The 17,843-nt window shown below is 65.1% G+C and carries 14 protein-coding genes; 8 read left to right on the top strand and 6 right to left on the bottom strand.

Features of this window, described 5'->3' with window-relative positions; all coding sequences use genetic code 11:
- Positions 1–5 precede the first annotated feature (5 nt).
- Positions 6–227: a hypothetical protein gene (locus HBE63_RS22195; RefSeq protein WP_166906672.1), complete on the top strand. Its 222-nt coding sequence runs from the start codon at positions 6–8 to the stop codon at positions 225–227.
- A gap of 51 nt (positions 228–278) precedes the next feature.
- Here the strand turns inward: HBE63_RS22195 and HBE63_RS22190 are convergent, their stop codons facing one another.
- Positions 279–1,787 (bottom strand): cell wall metabolism sensor histidine kinase WalK, encoded by a 1,509-nt coding sequence (locus HBE63_RS22190; protein ID WP_166906671.1) that lies wholly within the window; start codon positions 1,785–1,787, stop codon positions 279–281.
- On the bottom strand, positions 1,765–2,469 hold the full coding sequence (locus HBE63_RS22185) for a response regulator transcription factor (RefSeq protein WP_166910071.1): 705 nt from the start codon (positions 2,467–2,469) through the stop codon (positions 1,765–1,767). Before HBE63_RS22185 ends, HBE63_RS22190 begins: the two co-directional genes overlap by 23 nt.
- A gap of 815 nt (positions 2,470–3,284) precedes the next feature.
- Here HBE63_RS22185 and kstR2 point away from each other — a divergent pair.
- The 7 genes from kstR2 (at position 3,285) to HBE63_RS22150 (ending at position 10,825) form a co-directional block, all read left to right on the top strand.
- Entirely contained in the window at positions 3,285–3,908 is a 624-nt protein-coding gene (kstR2, locus tag HBE63_RS22180) for a TetR family transcriptional regulator KstR2 (RefSeq protein ID WP_166906670.1), read from the top strand.
- Positions 3,908–5,056 carry a steroid 3-ketoacyl-CoA thiolase FadA6 gene (gene fadA6, locus HBE63_RS22175; protein WP_166906669.1) on the top strand — a complete coding sequence of 383 codons (1,149 nt, stop codon included), beginning with the start codon at positions 3,908–3,910 and terminating at the stop codon, positions 5,054–5,056. Before kstR2 ends, fadA6 begins: the two co-directional genes overlap by 1 nt.
- A gap of 155 nt (positions 5,057–5,211) precedes the next feature.
- Complete coding sequence (locus tag HBE63_RS22170) at positions 5,212–6,108, top strand: LysR family transcriptional regulator (RefSeq protein WP_166906668.1); 897 nt, start codon at positions 5,212–5,214, stop codon at positions 6,106–6,108.
- Between the two features lie 123 nt (positions 6,109–6,231).
- Positions 6,232–7,578, top strand: a complete 1,347-nt coding sequence (gene phnA, locus HBE63_RS22165; RefSeq protein ID WP_166906667.1) for a phosphonoacetate hydrolase — start codon at positions 6,232–6,234, stop codon at positions 7,576–7,578.
- 34 nt (positions 7,579–7,612) lie between these two features.
- Positions 7,613–8,920, top strand: a complete 1,308-nt coding sequence (locus tag HBE63_RS22160) for an MFS transporter (protein WP_166906666.1) — start codon at positions 7,613–7,615, stop codon at positions 8,918–8,920.
- A gap of 41 nt (positions 8,921–8,961) precedes the next feature.
- Entirely contained in the window at positions 8,962–10,023 is a 1,062-nt protein-coding gene (locus tag HBE63_RS22155; RefSeq protein ID WP_243858216.1) for a zinc-binding dehydrogenase, read from the top strand.
- A gap of 103 nt (positions 10,024–10,126) precedes the next feature.
- The gene (locus HBE63_RS22150) at positions 10,127–10,825 is read left to right on the top strand and encodes a phosphonatase-like hydrolase (protein WP_166906664.1); all 699 of its coding nucleotides are present in this window, start codon (positions 10,127–10,129) and stop codon (positions 10,823–10,825) included.
- A 131-nt stretch (positions 10,826–10,956) separates the two neighbouring features.
- On the opposite strand, the gene narI is transcribed toward HBE63_RS22150, so the two are convergent.
- From narI to HBE63_RS22130, 4 genes are read right to left on the bottom strand one after another with little or no spacing between them, the layout of a single operon-like run.
- Positions 10,957–11,700, bottom strand: a complete 744-nt coding sequence (gene narI, locus HBE63_RS22145; protein WP_166906663.1) for a respiratory nitrate reductase subunit gamma — start codon at positions 11,698–11,700, stop codon at positions 10,957–10,959.
- 25 nt (positions 11,701–11,725) lie between these two features.
- The gene (gene narJ, locus HBE63_RS22140) at positions 11,726–12,409 is read right to left on the bottom strand and encodes a nitrate reductase molybdenum cofactor assembly chaperone (protein ID WP_166906662.1); all 684 of its coding nucleotides are present in this window, start codon (positions 12,407–12,409) and stop codon (positions 11,726–11,728) included.
- Positions 12,406–14,010 carry a nitrate reductase subunit beta gene (gene narH / locus HBE63_RS22135; RefSeq protein ID WP_166906661.1) on the bottom strand — a complete coding sequence of 535 codons (1,605 nt, stop codon included), beginning with the start codon at positions 14,008–14,010 and terminating at the stop codon, positions 12,406–12,408. Before narH ends, narJ begins: the two co-directional genes overlap by 4 nt.
- Position 14,011: 1 nt before the next feature.
- Positions 14,012–17,698 (bottom strand): nitrate reductase subunit alpha, encoded by a 3,687-nt coding sequence (locus tag HBE63_RS22130; RefSeq protein WP_166906660.1) that lies wholly within the window; start codon positions 17,696–17,698, stop codon positions 14,012–14,014.
- Between the last annotated feature and the right edge of the window lie 145 nt (positions 17,699–17,843).

Here is a 17,843-nt window from a genome sequence, read left to right as displayed (position 1 = left end):
TGAGAATGAAGTCGCATCCGCGCCGCCTGCTCGGCGGAGTCGCAATCGTCGGTGGAATGTCACTGGCCGCACTGGGATTCAGCGGGGTGGCGAACGCCGCGCCGCCCCCGCCGCCCGGACCGGGCCCCGTCCCGGCCCCGTGTGCACCGCTGCAGCCGTGCCCGCCTCCGGGGCCCGGCGCTCCCGCACCCACCCCGGGCCATCCCGGCGGTCCCGGCCCCCGCTAGCGACCCTGCGGGTGCGGCGCGTACGACGGCGCGCCGCATCCGCAGTGGTGACTAGTCCGGCAGGATCGCGGGAAGCGTTATGACGAACGCTGTTTCGCCAGGAATGCTACGAACCTCGATCGTGCCGTCGTGGGCCTTGACGAGTGCCCGCACGATGGCCAAGCCCAGGCCCGTGCTCCCGGCGCGCCGGGACCGGGACGAGTCGCCGCGGGCGAAGCGTTCGAATATCTCCGGTTGTTGATCCTGCGGGATGCCCGGCCCTTTGTCGGTAACCGTCAAGACCACCTGGTCATCTCCGTTTCGGCGCAGGGCGGTGTTGACCCGGGTGCCCGGGGGTGTGTGCACCCGGGCATTTGTGAGCAGGTTCGCCAGCATCTGGTGTAGCCGGAGCCGATCTCCGGCGACCAGCACCGGCTGGTCGGGCACATTGACCGACCAACGATGAACGGGCCCCGCGATGTGGGCGTCGCTCACGGCATCGACGGCGAGCTCGGACAGGTCGACAGGTTCGAAGTCGAGCGGGCGTCCGGAATCCATCCGCGCCAACAACAGCATGTCCTCGACCAGTTGGGTCATCCGTTTTGATTCGGCGTCGACGCGTTCGATCGCATGGGCCAGGTCGTCCGGGCAGCCGGCCAGTCTGCGGCGAGCCAGTTCTGTGTAGCCCCGGATGGACGCCAGCGGTGTGCGCAGTTCGTGGCTGGCTTCGGCGACGAACTGTCGTACCCGTGTCTCGCTGGCGTGCCGTACTACCAGCGCGTCGGCGATGCGGTCGAGCATCCGGTTGAAGGCCGAACCCAGTTGTCCGACTTCGGTGCGGGCACTGTCCGGGTCGACGGGAACCAGGGGCGTCGGCAGGGCGACCTCCCCGCGGTCGAGTTCCAGCTGAGCAACCCGGTGCGCTGCGGCCGCCACCCGCGCCAGCGGTGCGAACTGGCGTCGGGTGATCACGATGCCGGCAGTGGTGGCCAGGATCAACGCTGTTGCCGCGACGGCGCTGAAGAAGCCCAGCATCGACAACAGGGTGTTGGTGACGCCGGCCATCGGCAGTCCCGCCACGACTGTCTGCCCGTCGTCGCCGGTGACGCTGACGCTGACGAGCTTGTAGTCCCCGAGTCCGTCCAGGTCGATGCGGACCAGGGTTTGTTTCCCGATCCCGGACAACTGCTCGAATGCCTTGGGAGAGAGCTCCCGTCGATCTCCGTCGGCCGAGATCACGGCCGCTTCTGTGGTGTGGCCGTCGGTGATCACAGCCCCTACGGTGCCGACCGACTGACCGGGGCCGTCGAGAAACATCGGCCCGGGGCCTTCGAACCGCACGAACGGCGGAGGGCCCAAGTTGTAGAAGACCACCGACCGAGATCCCGCGTCGAATACCTGGTGCTCCAGCTGTTGGGTCAGGAAATGGTTCATGGCCAGCAGGGTCCCGGCTCCGATGCCAACGCACACAAAGGTGAGCAGTCCCGCCAGGACCAGCAGCAGGCGGGTTTGCAGCGACCACGTCCGGGGGCGTCGGAGCCGCACCGGTGAACGTGGCTCAGCGGGGTGGTTTGAGGACATATCCGGACCCGCGGAGCGTGTGGATCATCGGTGTGCGGCCTGCGTCGATCTTGCGGCGCAGGTAGGAGATGTACAACTCGATGACATTGGAACGCCCGTCGAAGTCGTAGTTCCACACGTGGCTCAGGATCTGTGACTTGGTCAGCACCCGCCTGGAGTTGTGCATCAGGTATCGAAGCAATTCGAATTCTGTTGCTGTCAAAATAATTTCGTCCCCGCCTCGGAAGACCTCGTGGCTGTCCTCGTCCAGCACCAGGTCGCCGACGGCGAGTTTCGATGCCCCGGTGTCGTCGGAGACGCCGGTGCGCCGCATGAGCGCACGCAACCGCAGCACCAGTTCTTCGACGCTGAAAGGCTTGGTGACGTAATCGTCGCCGCCGGCGGCGAGCCCAGCGATGCGGTCTTCGAGTGACTCCTTGGCGGTCAGCAGGAGCAGTGGCAGCCCGGGCCGTGTCTCGCGCAGTCTCCGAAGTACTTCGAGTCCGTCGATGTCCGGCAGCATGATGTCCAGGACGACGACGTCGGGCGGGTTTTCGTGGGCGTGGCGGATCGCCGATGATCCGTCGGCCGCGATCGAGACCTGCCAGCCTTCGTAGCGCAACGCCATGGACACCAACTCGGCCAGACCGGGTTCGTCGTCGACGACCAGCACCCGAATCGGGCTGCCATCGGCGCGGGTCATCACGGCCCGCGCAGTGGCGACCATCGTTGTTTCAACGGGGGCATCCTCGGAACTGGGCACCGGCAGATTCTCGTAAGTCGCGTTATGCATCGACTGTGGTGATTCTGTGGCACACCTATGAAGTAGCTGCAGGAGAAAGTCCGACAGATCTCCTGTGGCGATTCATAGCTGGGCGATAGGGACGGCAAAGTGGCCGCACAGTGCGTCTCGCGACGATTCGTCTGCCGCCCAACGTATTGCCGCGGCGGCGAGTTGTATGCGATCGACGATGAGAGGAAGTGGATTGTGCGAACGATGAAACGTCGGGCCGCCGCCGGTTCGGCCCTGCTGGCACTGTCGCTGTTCGGTGGAGCGACGATCGGCTCTGCGGTTGCGGCGGCAGCGCCGCCTCCGCCGTGTCCGCCCGGAGCGCCCTGTGGCCCGGGTGGGCCCGGCGGACCGGGATTCGGACCGGGGCCGGGTGGACCGGGATTCGGGCCGGGGCCGGGACTGCCGCCGCCTCCGGGACGGGGTCCGTGCCCGCCGTTCGTGCCCTGCTGATCGAAAACGTTTGAGCCCGGCACAGCCTCTGCTGTGCCGGGCTCAAATCCATGTAGGGGGAACGGACCTCGGTTGAGCGGAGCTTGTCAGATCGTAGATCGTCACACCGTCAACCTTTGTGCTGCTGAAATGCTGCTTCACCCACTGTTTGATGTGCTCTGCCTCGGTGTCGCCGTTCATGCCGGGTGGCTTGATCGCCGGGGCGCCGAACTGGCCCGGCATGACAAAACGCCCCGAAAGTGACCTAGCAAGCGCTTGGTTGCTATGCTGTGACGATGGCGCCGGATACGCCCAGCCAGCCGGCTAGCAGACGCGACGAGCTTCTGGACCTTGCCGCGACGATGTTTGCCGAACGCGGTCTGAAGGCGACGACAGTCCGCGATATCGCTGACTCCGCAGGAATCCTGTCGGGCAGCCTCTATCACCACTTCAAGTCCAAGGAGCAGATGGTCGAGGAAGTCATGCGGGACTTTCTGGACTGGCTGTTCGCGCGGTACCTGGAGATCCTCGACGAGGAGTCCAGTCCGTTGGGCCGGCTGACCGGCTTGTTCATGGCCTCGTTCGAGGCGATCGAGCACCGGCACGCACAGGTGGTGATCTACCAGGACGAGGCCAAACGGCTGTCCGGCATCCCGCAGTTCGGTTTCGTCGACGAACGTAACCGGGAACAGCGCAAGATGTGGGTGGACATCCTGCAGCAGGGCATCGCCGACGGCTCGTTCCGTCAGGACATCGACGTCGACCTGGTGTACCGGTTCATCCGCGACACCACCTGGGTTTCGGTCCGCTGGTATCAGCCGGGTGGACCGCTTTCGGCCGAAGAGGTCGGCCGGCAATACCTCGCCATCGTCCTCGGCGGAATCACCGCAGGGAACGCCACTGTCAAAGGAGACAACTAATGCCTGAGGCATACATCGTCGACGCCGCGCGTACTCCGGTCGGCAAGAAGAACGGCTCTCTGGCGCAGGTGCACCCGATCGACCTCGGTGTGCACGCGTTCCGCGCGATCTTCGACCGCACCGACGTCGATCCGGGTGCGGTCGACGATGTCATCGTCGGTTGCGTCGACGCCATCGGCGGGCAGGCCGGCAACATCGGCCGCCTGACCTGGCTGGCCGCCGGCTATCCCGAGGCCGTCCCCGGCGTTACCGTCGACCGGCAGTGCGGCTCCAGCCAGCAGGCCATCTCCTTCGGCGCCCAGGCCATCATGTCGGGCACGGCCGATCTCATCCTGGCCGGCGGCATGCAGAACATGAGCTGGATCCCGATCTCCTCGGCCATGGTGGTCGGCAAGGAGTTCGGATTCACCTCGCCCACAAACGAATCCAAGAGCTGGCTGCACCGCTACGGCGACCAGGAGATCTCGCAGTTCCGCGGCTCGGAAATGATCGCCGAGAAGTGGGACATCTCCCGCGAGGAGATGGAGGAGTTCGCCTACAACAGCCACCAGCGCGCGTTCGCCGCGATCCGGGCCGGCCACTTCGACAACGAGATCGTCCCGGTCGGCGACTTCGGTGTCGACGAGGGACCGCGTGAGTCGACGCTGGAGAAGCTGGCCTCGCTCAAGCCGCTCGTCGAGGGCGGCCGGCTGACCGCCGCGCTCGCCAGCCAGATCTCCGATGGTGCGGCGGCCGTGCTGCTGGCCTCCGAGGAAGCGATCAAGAAGTACAACCTGAAGCCCCGCGCCCGCATCCACCACATCAGCGCACGTGGCGATGATCCCGTGATGATGCTGACCGGCCCGATCCCGGCCACCCAGTACGCGCTGGAGAAGACCGGCCTGTCGATCGACGACATCGACACCGTCGAGATCAACGAGGCCTTCGCGCCGGTCGTGCTGGCCTGGCTCAAGGAGACCAAGGCCGATCCGGCCAAGGTCAACCCGAGCGGCGGCGCCATCGCGCTGGGCCACCCGCTGGGCGCCACCGGTGCCAAGCTGTTCACCACCATGCTGAACACTCTGGAGCGCACCGGCGGTCGCTACGGCCTGCAGACCATGTGTGAGGGCGGCGGCACCGCCAACGTGACCATCATCGAGCGCCTCTAGTTTTCCGGCGGAGTTTTCTTCGCCCAACAGACGTGAACCTGCCCCTTTCCGAGCGAAAAGGGGCAGGTTCACGTCTGCTCGCAATGGCCGCCGCCGGTGGGAGGGTGATGTGACGGCGAGTTGGCCGTAGCCGGACGACAGGCCATGATGGCCCCATGGTGGTGAGCCTGACGCAGCTTGAAGTGTTGATGGCAGTGGTCGACGCCGGTGGATTCTCCGGTGCGGCCAAGAAGCTGTTCATGAGCCAGCCGTCCGTCTCCAATCACGTCCGAAACCTGGAGAGCTCGCTGGGTGTACACCTGGTCCAGCGCAGCGCCCAGGGCGCCCGGACCACTCCGGCCGGGGAGGTCGTCGTCGACCACGCCCGGAAGGTGTTCGACCTACTGGACAGCCTGGAGCGTCAGGTGGCCGGCCTGCAGGGACTGCAGGCCGGCCGACTCGTTTTGGCCGGCACTACGACCCTCGGCACGTACCTGTTGCCCAGCCTGGTATCCGAATTCAGCAGGCAGGCACCGAAAGTCGAGTGTCAGATCCGCGTCGGCAATGAGGACACGGTAGAGAACTGGTTGCTGCGGGGAGAAGTCGCGCTGGGACTGTGCGCTGACACTCCGGCCGAGGAGCAGTTGGTCGCCAAACCCTTGTTCCAAGAGGAAATGGTGTTGGTCGCCGCCGCTGGAACGCCGCTGGCCGGGCGACCCCTGGGGACCGAAGACCTTGGTGGACAACGATTTCTCATGCGCGAGGTCGGCTCGGCGACCCGACGCCAGCAGGAGGCCGCATTGCGGCTGTGGTCGCTGGATGCGGCTGAGCAATGGGACCTGTGGGGTCCCGATACGCTCAAAGAGGCCGTCCATGCCGGGCTCGGGCTGGCGTTGCTGTCCGAACATTCGACTGCGCGGGAACGGGCGTCCGGCCTGCTGGTGGCATTGTCGGTGCAGCCCCCGCCGCCGAGCCGGACCGTCTACCTGGTCCGGCGGGCAGACCGGGTGCTGACACCTCCCGAGGAGGCGTTCGCGCGGTTGGTCGACGGTATCGCGGCCTGGCCCAACTGACCGGCCGGCCGGACTCGTCGCCCGGGCTATAGCCGCTATAGCCAAATCAGGGGTTCTGTGTGGCGCCGATCACGTGCACTCTTACCTGCGTTCTGGTCTTGTCGGCACGCAACAGGAGCGTCAGTGGAGATCCACTCATTCAGCGTCAACGGGCGAACGTATACGCCACCGGCCGCACCGGTCGTGGTGATCTGTATCGACGGCAGCGAGCCGGACTACCACACCGAAGCGATGAAGGCCGGCCGGATGCCGTGGCTGAGCCGGGTCCTCGAAGGTGACGGGGTCTGTTGGCCGGCGCATTGCGCCATGCCCGCCCTGACCAACCCCAACAACCTCTCGATCGCGACCGGACACCCACCGGATGTGCACGGCATCAGTGGCAACTACATGTTCGACACCGCAACCGGTGAAGAAGTGCTGATGAACGACAAGCGGTTCCTGCGTGCGCCGACGATCTTCGCTGCCGCCAACGACGCCGGCCTGGACGTCGTGGTGGTCACCGCCAAGGACAAACTGCGGCGTCTGCTCGGTGCGGGACTGGTGGAATCCGGTCCGAGCCTTTCCGGTGGAACTGAATTCGTCGCCCCGGACCGTAAGGGCATCTGCTTCTCGGCCGAGAAGGCCGACGAGGCGACCGTGACCGGTAACGGTATCGACGACGTTCTGCGGCTCACCGGCAAACCATTGCCGCGGGTGTACTCGGCGGAGCTGTCGGAGTTCGTCCTCGCCGCGGGCGTGGCGATCTTGCAGTCCCGCGGCGCCGACCTGATGTACCTGTCACTGACCGACTACATCCAGCACAAACATGCCCCGGGGACCGAGGTTGCCAACGGGTTCTACGAGATGATCGATTCATACGCGGCCCGACTCGATGAGCTGGGTGCGATCGTTGTGCTCACCGCCGACCACGGGATGAGCGCCAAGACCGACAGCGCAGGCAAACCGAACGCCGTCTATGTCGAGGACGAAGTGCGCCGGATTCTGGGCATCTCAGCTGACGGGGTCGGCGCCGGCGATGTCCGGGTCATCCTGCCGATCACCGATCCCTACACCGTGCATCACGGTGCACTGGGCTCCTTCGCCACCGTATACCTGCCTGCAGATTCCGACCGATGTGCAGTGATAGACGGACTGCGGGCGGTTGAGGGAGTGCAGGAAGTCCTCGAACGGGAGGCGGCCGCCCGCCGCTTTCGGCTACCCGCCGACCGGTTGGGCGACATTGTTGTCCTGGCCGAAACCGATTGGGTACTAGGGCGTTACGAGCAATGGCACGACCTCGGTGGGCTCGACGTCCCGCTGCGCTCGCACGGTGCACTCGGTGAGCTGCAGATCCCGTTCATCGTCAACCGACGACTACCCCGTCCCGAACCGCTCGACGAGCCCTACGGACAACTGGCGTATCTGCACAACTACGACGCGTTCTGGGTGGCTACCACCCTCGTTTCCGAAAACCAGACCCAAGCCGCATAACCGGTACCGCCGACCAGACTCGTGAAAGAAGTCGATGTCCAACACATTTGAAAAGTCAACGGGCACACTCGATCCCGTCGCAGTATCGGAGGCGAAGTTCTCGCGGTTGAAGTGGCGGATGCTGCTTGCGGCGATGTTCTGCTACCTGTTCTTCTACACCGGACGACAGACCTTCGGTTTTGCCATCCCCGGCATCGAGGAGGATCTGGGCCTGAGCAAGACCACCCTGGGCGCCATCAGCGGGGCGATGTTGTGGTGCTATGCGGCCGGCCAGATGATCAACGGCAACCTGGCCGACAAATTCGGCGGACGGCGCCTGATGGCGTTGGGAGCCGTGCTCTCGACAATCCTGAACTGGTGCACCAGCTTTGCGGTGGGCACGAAGTCGCTGGCCATATTCTGGGGCGCCAACGGTTTCAGCCAATCCATGGGCTTTCCCTCAGGCGGCCGGGTGATCTCCAACTGGTGGGGTCCACACGAACGGGGAAAGAGCTTCGGCTTCTACACCTTCGCGGCAGGTATGGCCTCGGTGCTGGCCTTCATCACCTCGACGATTGTGGTGGACACACTGAAATTGGACTGGCAGTGGATCTTCCGAATCCCGGTACTGCTCATGCTGGTCGGTGGCATTACGTTCTATCTGGTTGCGCGGGAGAACCCCAAGGCGGCCGGGGTTACCCCGCCACCCTCGTTCACCCGCGACGCCGAACAGGTCGAACCGTCGGCAGCCAATGTCGATACGAGCCGCTCGCTGGATCGGTACAAGGCCGTGCTGGGCAACCCGAAGATCTGGTCGACCGGTATCGCAATCGGCTTCCAGAACGCCGCCCGCTACGGCCTGTTGATCTGGGTGCCGGTGTACTTCCTGGGCGCGGACTGGCAAAAAGGTGGCGGCGCGATCAGTCCGGTGTGGATTTCGGTCGCGCTCCCGGTGGGCATGGCCGTCGGCGCACTGGTCAACGGCCAACTGTCCGACCGACTGTTCGGTTCTCGCCGCGATCGTCCGATCTTCCTGTTCATGGCGCTGGGTGCGGCGTGCGCGATCACGATGTACCTCGGTAACCTCGGCACCGTCGCAGGCATGGTGGTGCTGTTTTTCACCGGCTTCTTCGTCTACGGCCCGCAGTCCTCGTTCTGGGCACTGTGCCCCGATATCGCGGGAGCCCAAATGGCCGGTACGGCAACCGGAGTGGTGAACTTCTTCTCGTACCTGTTCGCCGGGGCGGCCGAGCCGATCGTGGGCCACATCATGGACGACACCGGAAACACCGGGCTGATCTTCCCGATCGTCGCGTCCTCATGTGTGGCCAGTGCCCTGGTTGCGCTCACCATTCGGCGCTGAGTCGAACTGCCCTCATTGACCAAGGAGTGACAATGCAAACCATGACGAAGACCAGCGCGGCGGTGTGGTCGGGTGTCGACGCGGGATTCTCGCTGCGCCAGGAGCCGTTGCCGCAGCTGCGTGACGGCGAGGTGTTGGTCGGTGTCGAGCTGGCCACCATCTGCGGCAGTGACCTGCACACGATCAATGGTGACCGCCCAACCCCGCTGCCGACAGTGCTCGGGCATGAAGCGGTCGGCACTGTGGTGGCCACCGGAGGGCCGGTCAACGGCCATGACGGTCAGCCGATCGGACCCGGTGATCGCATCACCTGGACCATCGGCACGGCCTGTGGACAATGCCGGCGGTGTCGCCGCGGGCTTTCACAGAAGTGCCTGTCGGTGCGCAAGTACGGCCACGAGGCCATCGATGAGCACTGGAGGTTCAACGGAGGCTTGGCCACCCACTGCCACCTGCTGGCGGGAACCGGTCTGGTGCGGGTGCCCGACGCGCTACCCGCGGCCCTGGCCGCGCCCGCAAACTGTGCCACCGCCACCGTGGTCTGCGCCGCCAGGCGCGTCGGGCTCGGTGCCGACGACGTAGTGATCGTGCAGGGTTGCGGAATGCTCGGCCTCACCGCCATCGCCTATGCGCGTGACGCCGGGGTGCGCCACGTCATCGCCTGCGATGTCGAGGAGAGCCGGCGTGAGGCAGCTGTCCGGTTCGGCGCGACAAGTGTGTGTGCACCCGATCAACTGTCCAGCGCGGCACAGGAATACGGCGCCGATGTGATTCTGGAATTGTCCGGCAGCAGCCGAGCGGTGCAATCGGCACTCGAGGTCATTGACGTGGGTGGCCGGATCGCACTGGTGGGATCGGTGTCGCCGGCCCCGGAGATCAGTTTCGAACCGAGTGGGTACGTCAAGAACCTGACCACCTTGGTCGGTTGTCACAACTATCGTCTGGACGACCTGGCCGAAGCCGTCGACTTCCTGGCGCGCACCGAGGCCCAACAGCTGTTTGCGGATCTGGTTTCTCCGCCGTATCCGCTGGCCGATATCGATGCTGCGGTGGCAGCCGCCCGCGGCGGTGTCGCCCCGCGCGTCGCCGTCGCGATGCGTTGAAGCCGCTGCCGGCCGGGGCGCGCCGGTTGATGCGAGCTCAGCTGGAACTCGTCGCCTGCAGCACGTACTGAGCTGTTCACTTCAGAGGAAAAGGAATCAACAAATGAGTAACGACACCCACCAGCCGATCGGTCTGGTCGTCTTCGATATGGCCGGCACCACGGTGCAGGACAGCGGTCTCGTGCAGCAGGCGTTTCTTGCCGCCGACAGTTTCGCGGGCCTGTCGAAGACCGATGCCGACCGTGACGAGATGTTGCGCTATGTCTCCGACACCATGGGGCAGTCGAAGATTCTGGTCTTCCGGCATCTGTCCGGCGGAAACGAGCAACAGGCGCAGGCCGCGAACAAGGAGTTCGAGCGGTGTTATGCACAACTGGTAGCTGACGGTAACTGCAGTGCGATCCCGGGCGCCGAAGATCTCTTGGCCGCCCTGCGCGGGCGTGGTATCAAGACCGCGCTGACAACGGGTTTCGCCGCCGACACCCAGTCGGCGATCATCGATGCGCTGGGTTGGCACGATCTCGCTGACGTGGTGTTGTGTCCGGGGTCCGGCGTCCGGGGTCGTCCACATCCGGACATGCCATTGACTGCGCTGATGCGTACGGAAACCGACTCTGTGCGATCGATGGTTGTTGTGGGAGACACGTCATCGGATGTCACCAGCGGGCTTCGCGCAGGGGCCAGGGCCTCGGTCGGCGTCCTCACCGGCGCGCACAATTCCGACCAGTTGTCGGCCGCCGGTGCCACTCATGTCATCGGCAGTGTGGCCGAACTTTTGACAGTGGTGGACTCGCTGTCCTGATTTGGCGACGGCCGGCGTCCCCCGGTACACCCGTTAGTGTTCGCTGCCCGATTGGTACAGCTAGCTCGACGGTGCGTCACCGTGCACAAGTCGGCACGCGACGCCTGATCCGTGACGTGCTCGGCTGAGCCTCACACCCAACGGCTGCGCGTGGGTGGCGCCTGCGGTGTCACCCACGCCTTGGCGTAGCGGTTCTTGTCCGCACGCTGCGGATCACGGCTGCGGTAGACCACATAGGGCCGAACCAGGTAACCGATCGGTGCGCTGAACATGTGCACCAACCGGGTGTACGGCCAGAAGCCGAGCAGGGCAAGCACTATCAGGACGTGCGCCTGGAATGTCCATGGGGATTCGGCCATCAGCTCCGGTGCCGGATGCAACGTGAACAGGCTGCGGAACCACGGTGACACCGTTTCGCGGTAGTTGTAGGTCGAGAACACGTTGGTCAGGGTGTTCAGCATCCCGGTCGCCAGAGCCCCGACGAGCAGCAGGTACATCACCCTGTCGTTGAACGTGGTGACTGTGCGGACCTCCGGGACAGTGACCCGGCGGTAGAGCAGGATCCCCACCCCGGCGACCACAGCCACTCCGGCCAGCGATCCCATGCTCACCGACATCAGGTGGTAGACGTGCTCGGAGACGCCTACCGCCGAGGTCCACGACTGCGGGATCAGCAGCCCCACGACATGCCCGGCGAATACGCCGAGGATGCCGAAATGGAACAGCGGGCTGCCCAGCCGCAGCAGCCTGCTCTCGTAGATCTGCGAAGACCGTGTGGTCCACCCGAACTGGTCGGCCTTGTAGCGCCAGATATGCCCGAGTCCGAAAGAGGTGAACGCAATGTACGGCAGGGTCATCCACAGCACATTGCTCATTGCCATTCTCTCTTCGCGCAAGCGCTCATCGGCGGGTTCCTCCAGATGCCATCGGGTCCATCGCGAACGGGTCGAGGCCGACATCCTCATCGGGTGGGCCCTCGGCGGCGAGCTGCGCGATCCGGCGGCGGTCGGCGGTGTTGACCGGAGGTAACGTGGTAAGGACCGCGGCCAGCAGCCCGGTGTAGTAGGACCCGTTGTCCTGCAGGGAGAGCCGCAGCAGCTCGAGTACCGGGACGTGCTCGGCCAGCAGCCGCTCACCTTGGACATGATCGACGGTCGCGCCGAACTCGAGCACCATCGGCAGATAGTCGGGCAACTCTGAATTACCCAGGTCGCCGTCGTTTATCCCTGCCTGGCGGTAGGCATGCTTGAACCGCAACAGGGCCATACCCCGTTTGCGGGTGTCGCCGTAGGCGTAATAGGTCAGATGCAGGCTGCTGCGCCGTTGCATGTCGAACGTCGCGACGTAGTTCGACGCGCGCTGCATCGGATCTGTTTCGCCGAACCGGCGGAGGAACTCCGTCAGCGGCGCTCGTGCTGCCTCCGGGAGCTCCGCCGCGACAGCGTCCAGTTGCCCGGCAAGGTCGGCTGTTTCGGCGGTCGGGTAGTCGAGCAGCAGCGCGGTGATGCGCCACACCAGGCGTTGCTGATACTCGGACAGGGCACTGCCTGCACCTGTTCTGCGGCCGCGGGTGAGTAGCTTCATGTTGTCGGCAACAACCCGTCTGTGCTCCGGCCGTCCCAGTTGAGCAGGTTGACCCGAGTCGGATCACCCTGTGGAACAGCATCATTGGTGTTGGTCAGGTGGAACTTGTCCACCATGGTGTCGTATGCGGTCATTCCCGGCCCGCCGTCGTCATCCAGGCTGCATCCGGTGGCCAGCGCATCGAGGCGGTGCGCGTCGGAGCCGGCCCCGGTGGGGATGACATACCGGTCCTGGTATTTGGCGATCGCCAGCAGCCGGTACATCGCCTCGATCTCATCGCCGCTCAAGCGCACCGATTCCGGGATGGTCTCGTCGAATTCTTCGCCGAGGTTGGCCGACCGCATGTAGGCGCGCATGGCCGCAAGCCGCTGCAGAGAGGCCCGCACGGGGCCCACCTCACCGGCGGTGAACAACTCGGCGAGGTATTCGACCGGGATGCGCAGCGTGTCGATGGCGCCGAACAGGTTGTTCTTGTTCTCGCCGTCGTGGCCGGTCTCCTTGAGGATGTCCACCACCGGCGACAGCGGCGGCACATACCAGACCATCGGCATCGTCCGGTACTCCGGATGCAGGGGAAGCGCCACCTGGTAGTCGACGATCAACCGGTATACCGGTGAATTCTGTGCCGCCTCAATCCATTCGGGTGAGATTCCGGCCCGTTCGGCTTCGGCGACGACGCGTGGGTCGTGCGGGTTGAGAAACACTCCGAGCTGTGACGGGTAGAGGTCCTTGTCGTCGGTGACGGAGGCAGCCTCCAGCACGGCGTCCGCGTCGTACAGCATCACGCCGATATAGCGGAGCCGCCCGACACAGGTCTCCGAACACACCGTGGGGATGCCGACCTCGACGCGGGGATAGCAGAACGTGCACTTCTCGGCCTTGCCGGTCTTGTGATTGAAATAGATCTTCTTGTATGGGCATCCGGTGACGCATTGCCGCCAACCGCGGCACTTGTCCTGGTCCACCAACACGATGCCGTCTTCGGAGCGCTTGTAGATCGCGCCCGACGGACACGCTGCGGCGCAGGCCGGGTTGAGGCAGTGCTCGCAGATGCGCGGCAGATAGAACATGAAGGTCTGCTCGAACTCGAGCTTGACCTTCTCCGAGACTTCAGCCACCTTGGCCAGCAAAGGATCTCGGCCCACTTGTTCGGGACCGCCCCCCAGATCGTCGTCCCAGTTGGCACCCCACGTGACCTTGGTGTCGCGCCCGGTGATCAGCGACTTCGGCCGGGCCACCGGGGTGGTGTCCATGGCCGGCGCCGACAGCAGGTTCTCGTAGTCGTAGGTCCACGGGTCGTAGTAGTCCGACACGGTCGGCAGGTCTGGGTTGGCGAAGATGTTCAGCAGCCGCTTGAACCGGGAGCCGGATTTGAGGGTGAGCTTGCCGCGTTTGTTCAGCGTCCAGCCGCCCTTCCAGCGCTCCTGGTCCTGGTACTGGCGCGGATAGCCCTGTCCGGGTCGGGTTTCCACGTTGTTGAACCACACGTATTCCACACCGCTGCGGTTGGTCCAGGCCTGCTTGCACGTGACGCTGCAGGTGTGGCAGCCGATGCACTTGTCGAGATTCATCACCATCGCGAGTTGCGCCATGACTCTCATGTCAGTACTCCACTTCCTGCGAGCGACGACGAATCGTGGTGACTTCATCGCGTTGGTTTCCGGTGGGCCCGTGGTAGTTCAGGGCGAAGGACTGCTGCGCATACCCGCCGATCAGGTGCGTCGGTTTGATCATGATCCGGGTCAGCGCGTTGTGGATCCCGCCGCGTTTGCCGTTCTTCTCCGTGCGCGGCACGTCCACGGCCTTGTCCTGGGCGTGGTACATGAACACCAGACCCTCGGGCATGCGGTGGCTGACAATGGCCCGTGCGTTCACCACGCCGTTGCGGTTGGTGCACTCGATCCAGTCGTTGTCCTTGACCCCGATCTTGGCGGCGTCCACGTCCGACATCCAGATGCACTGGCCGCCGCGAGACAGCGTGAGCATGTACAGGTTGTCTTGGTAGGCAGAGTGAATCGACCATTTGGAGTGCGGTGTCAGATACCGCACCGTGATCGAGCCGCCCGCATCGCCGGTTGTGCTGCCCACCGATGGTTCATTGAACAGCGCCGTCACGTCCAGCGGCGGGCGGAACGTCGGCAGCTGCTCGCCGAGTTCACTCATCCAGTCGTGGTCCAGATAGAAGTGCTGGCGTCCGGTCAGCGTGTGCCACGGCTTGAGCCGCTCGGTGTTGATGGTGAAGGGGGAGTATCGCCGACCGCCGGTCTCGGAGCCGGACCATTCCGGCGAGGTGTTGACGGGCACCGGCCGGGCCTGGGTGTCGGCGAAGGTGATTCGCTTGCCCTCGCTCTCCTTGGCCAGGTCGACCAGCTCGGTCCCGGTGCGACGCTCCAGCGCCTCGAAACCCTCGACAGCCAGGCGACCGTTCGTGGTGCCCGACAATGCGAGGATGGTCTCGGCGGCGTGGGTGTCCTTGGCCAGTGACGGGCGTCCGGCCGCGACGCCGCTGACCACCGTGCCGTTGACGCCGCCCAGGTACTCGACCTCGGCGTCCGGATGCGTGGTCACGCCCTTGGTGGTGAGCCCGACGGATTCCACCATCGGCCCGAGGGCGGCCATCTTCTCGGCGATCGCCGGATAGTCGCGGTCCACCGTGACCAGCCGGGGCATGGTCTTGCCCGGAATCGGTTCGCATTCACCGGCTCTCCAGTCCAGCACGCGACCGCCGGGCTGGGCGGTGGCATCGGCACTGTCATGCTGCAGCGGCATGGCCACGATGTCCTTGCGCTTTCCGAGATGCTTCTCGGCCAACCAGGAGAAGCCACGGGCGATCCGGTGGAACGCGTCGAAGTCGGTCTTGGTCTCCCAGGGCGGTGAGATGGCCGGCGAGAACGCGTGGACGAACGGATGCATGTCGGTGCTGGACAGGTCGTGCTTCTCGTACCAGGTGGCCGCGGGCAGCACGATGTCGGAGAACAGTGTCGTACTGGTGTTGCGGAAGTCCAGGGACAGCAGCAGGTCCAGCTTGCCGGCGGGAGCTTCGTCGCGCCAGCGCACCTCCTGCGGGCGGATGCCGTCCTCGTCCCGGGCCTCCACCGCGGAATCGGTGCCGAGCAGGTGCTTGAGGAAGTACTCGTTGCCCTTGGCCGAGGAGCCGAGCAGGTTCGACCGCCACACCGTCAGGCAGCGGGGGAAGTTCTCCGGGGCGTCGGGATCTTCACAGGCGAACTGCAGGTGGCCCGACTTGAGCCCGTCCACAACGTATTCCGAGGCGTCTTTGCCGAGGCGGGCGGCCTCGTCGGCGAGGTCCAGCGGGTTGCGGTTGAAGGTCGGGTAGCTCGGCATCCAGCCGAGTCGGGTCGCCAGCGCGATGTTGTCGGCGGCGGTCTGGCCGGTGAACCGGCCCTCGGCCAGTGGGGAGGCCATCACCTCCGAGGTGAACGGGTCATACCGCCACTGGTCGGTCGCCAGGTACCAGAACACCGTGCCCTGCATCTGCCGCGGCGGCCGTTGCCAATCCAGCCCGTATGCCAGCGTGGCCCAGCCGGTGACCGGCCGGCACTTCTCCTGGCCGACGTAGTGCGCCCAGCCGCCGCCGTTGACGCCCTGACAGCCGGTGAGCATGACCAGGGTGAGAAACGACCGGTAGATCTGATCGGAATGGAACCAGTGGTTGGTCCCGGCGCCCATCAGGATCATCGACCGGCCCTTGGAACGTTCTGCGTTGTCGGCGAACTCCCGCGCGATGCGTTCGGCGGCCTGGGCCGGTACGCCGGTGATCTCCTCCTGCCAGGCCGGGGTGTAGGGCTGCGAGGCGTCGTCGTATCCGGACGGCCACTGTCCGGGGAGCCCGTCACGAGCCACTCCGTACTGCGCCAGCATCAGGTCGAAGACCGTCGTCACCCGGTGTCCGGCAACGATTCTGGTCGGTACGCCGCGTTCGATGACGCCGGGTTTGTCACTGTCGAACCGGGGCAGCGCGACGGTAGCGGTGCCGTCATGGTTGCCCAGCAGGGTCAGCATCGGGTGAACACCCTGAAGGTCGAGGTTCCAGTGCCCCTCGCCGGAGGCGGTGAACCGGTGTCCCAGAGACCCGTTGGGCACCACGGGTCGCCCGGCCTGATCTAAGAGGACGGTTTTGGATTCGGCTGCTTCCGTTTCGGCGGCCTCGCCGCCCAGATCGGCTGCGGTGAGGAACTTCCCGGGCAGCACCCGTCCGTCTCGTTCGGTGAGCGTGATGAGGAACGGCAGGTCGGTGTACTTCTTGACGTAGTCGGTGAAGTAGGGCGTCTGCCGCTCGACGAAGAACTCCTTGAGGATGACGTGCCCCATCGACATTGCGAGCGCCGCGTCGGTACCTGGGCGCGCCGGTAGCCATTCGTCGGCGAACTTGGTGTTGTCGGCATAGTCCGGCGACACCACGATGACCTTCTGGCCGCGGTACCTGGCCTCGGTCATGTAGTGCGCGTCCGGGGTTCGGGTGACCGGGACGTTGGAGCCCCACATGATCAGGTAGCCCGCGTCGAACCAGTCGGCCGATTCGGGAACGTCCGTCTGGTCCCCGAACACCTGCGGCGAGGCGACCGGCAGGTCGGCGTACCAGTCGTAGAACGACAACATCGACCCGCCGAGCAGTGAGATGAACCGGGCGCCGACGGCATGGCTCACCATCGACATCGCCGGGATCGGTGAGAAGCCCGCCACGCGGTCCGGTCCGTATTTCTTGACGGTGTGGACATGGGCAGCGGCGGCGATCTCGGCGGCCTCCCACCATTCGGCGCGCACGAAACCGCCCTTGCCGCGGGCCGCCTTGTACCGCTGGGACTTCTCCGGATCCTCGACGATGTCGGCCCACGCCAGGACCGGGTCCTTGAGCCGTTCCTTGGCCTCGCGGTAGTACTCGAGCAGCACCCCGCGTACGTACGGATAACGAACGCGGGCAGGGGAATACGTGTACCACGAGAAGGATGCGCCCCGTGGGCAACCCCGTGGTTCGTACTCGGGCTTGTCGGCACCGACCGAGGGGTAGTCGGTCTGCTGCGACTCCCACGTGATCACGCCGTCCTTGACATAGATCTTCCATGAGCAGGAGCCGGTGCAGTTGACGCCATGGGTCGATCGCACGACCTTGTCGTGCGCCCAACGGTCCCGGTAGAAGTCGTCGGCTGAGCGGCCACCGATCTTGTAGAGGGTTCGCTGATCGTCGGAAATCTCACCGCGATGGAAGTACTTCCCCAGTCGCAGCAAAGCATCGGCAGGTGTTGCGCTGCCCGCGTGTGAATCCACCACGATCTGTCCCTCCGGCCTGTTGATTACCGAGCGTAGGGGCGTTGCGGGGGGCATCAAAAGAACGCACCGGGGGTTGGGGAGTGGTGTGAAATTGCGTTAACGCACAAGTCATTTCACGGGAACGCGACAGTCATACAGTGGGCTG

It is taken from the genome of Mycobacterium sp. DL440, assembly GCF_011745145.1.
Taxonomy (GTDB): Bacteria; Actinomycetota; Actinomycetes; order Mycobacteriales; family Mycobacteriaceae; genus Mycobacterium.
This window is presented reverse-complemented; position numbering and strand designations above follow the sequence as displayed.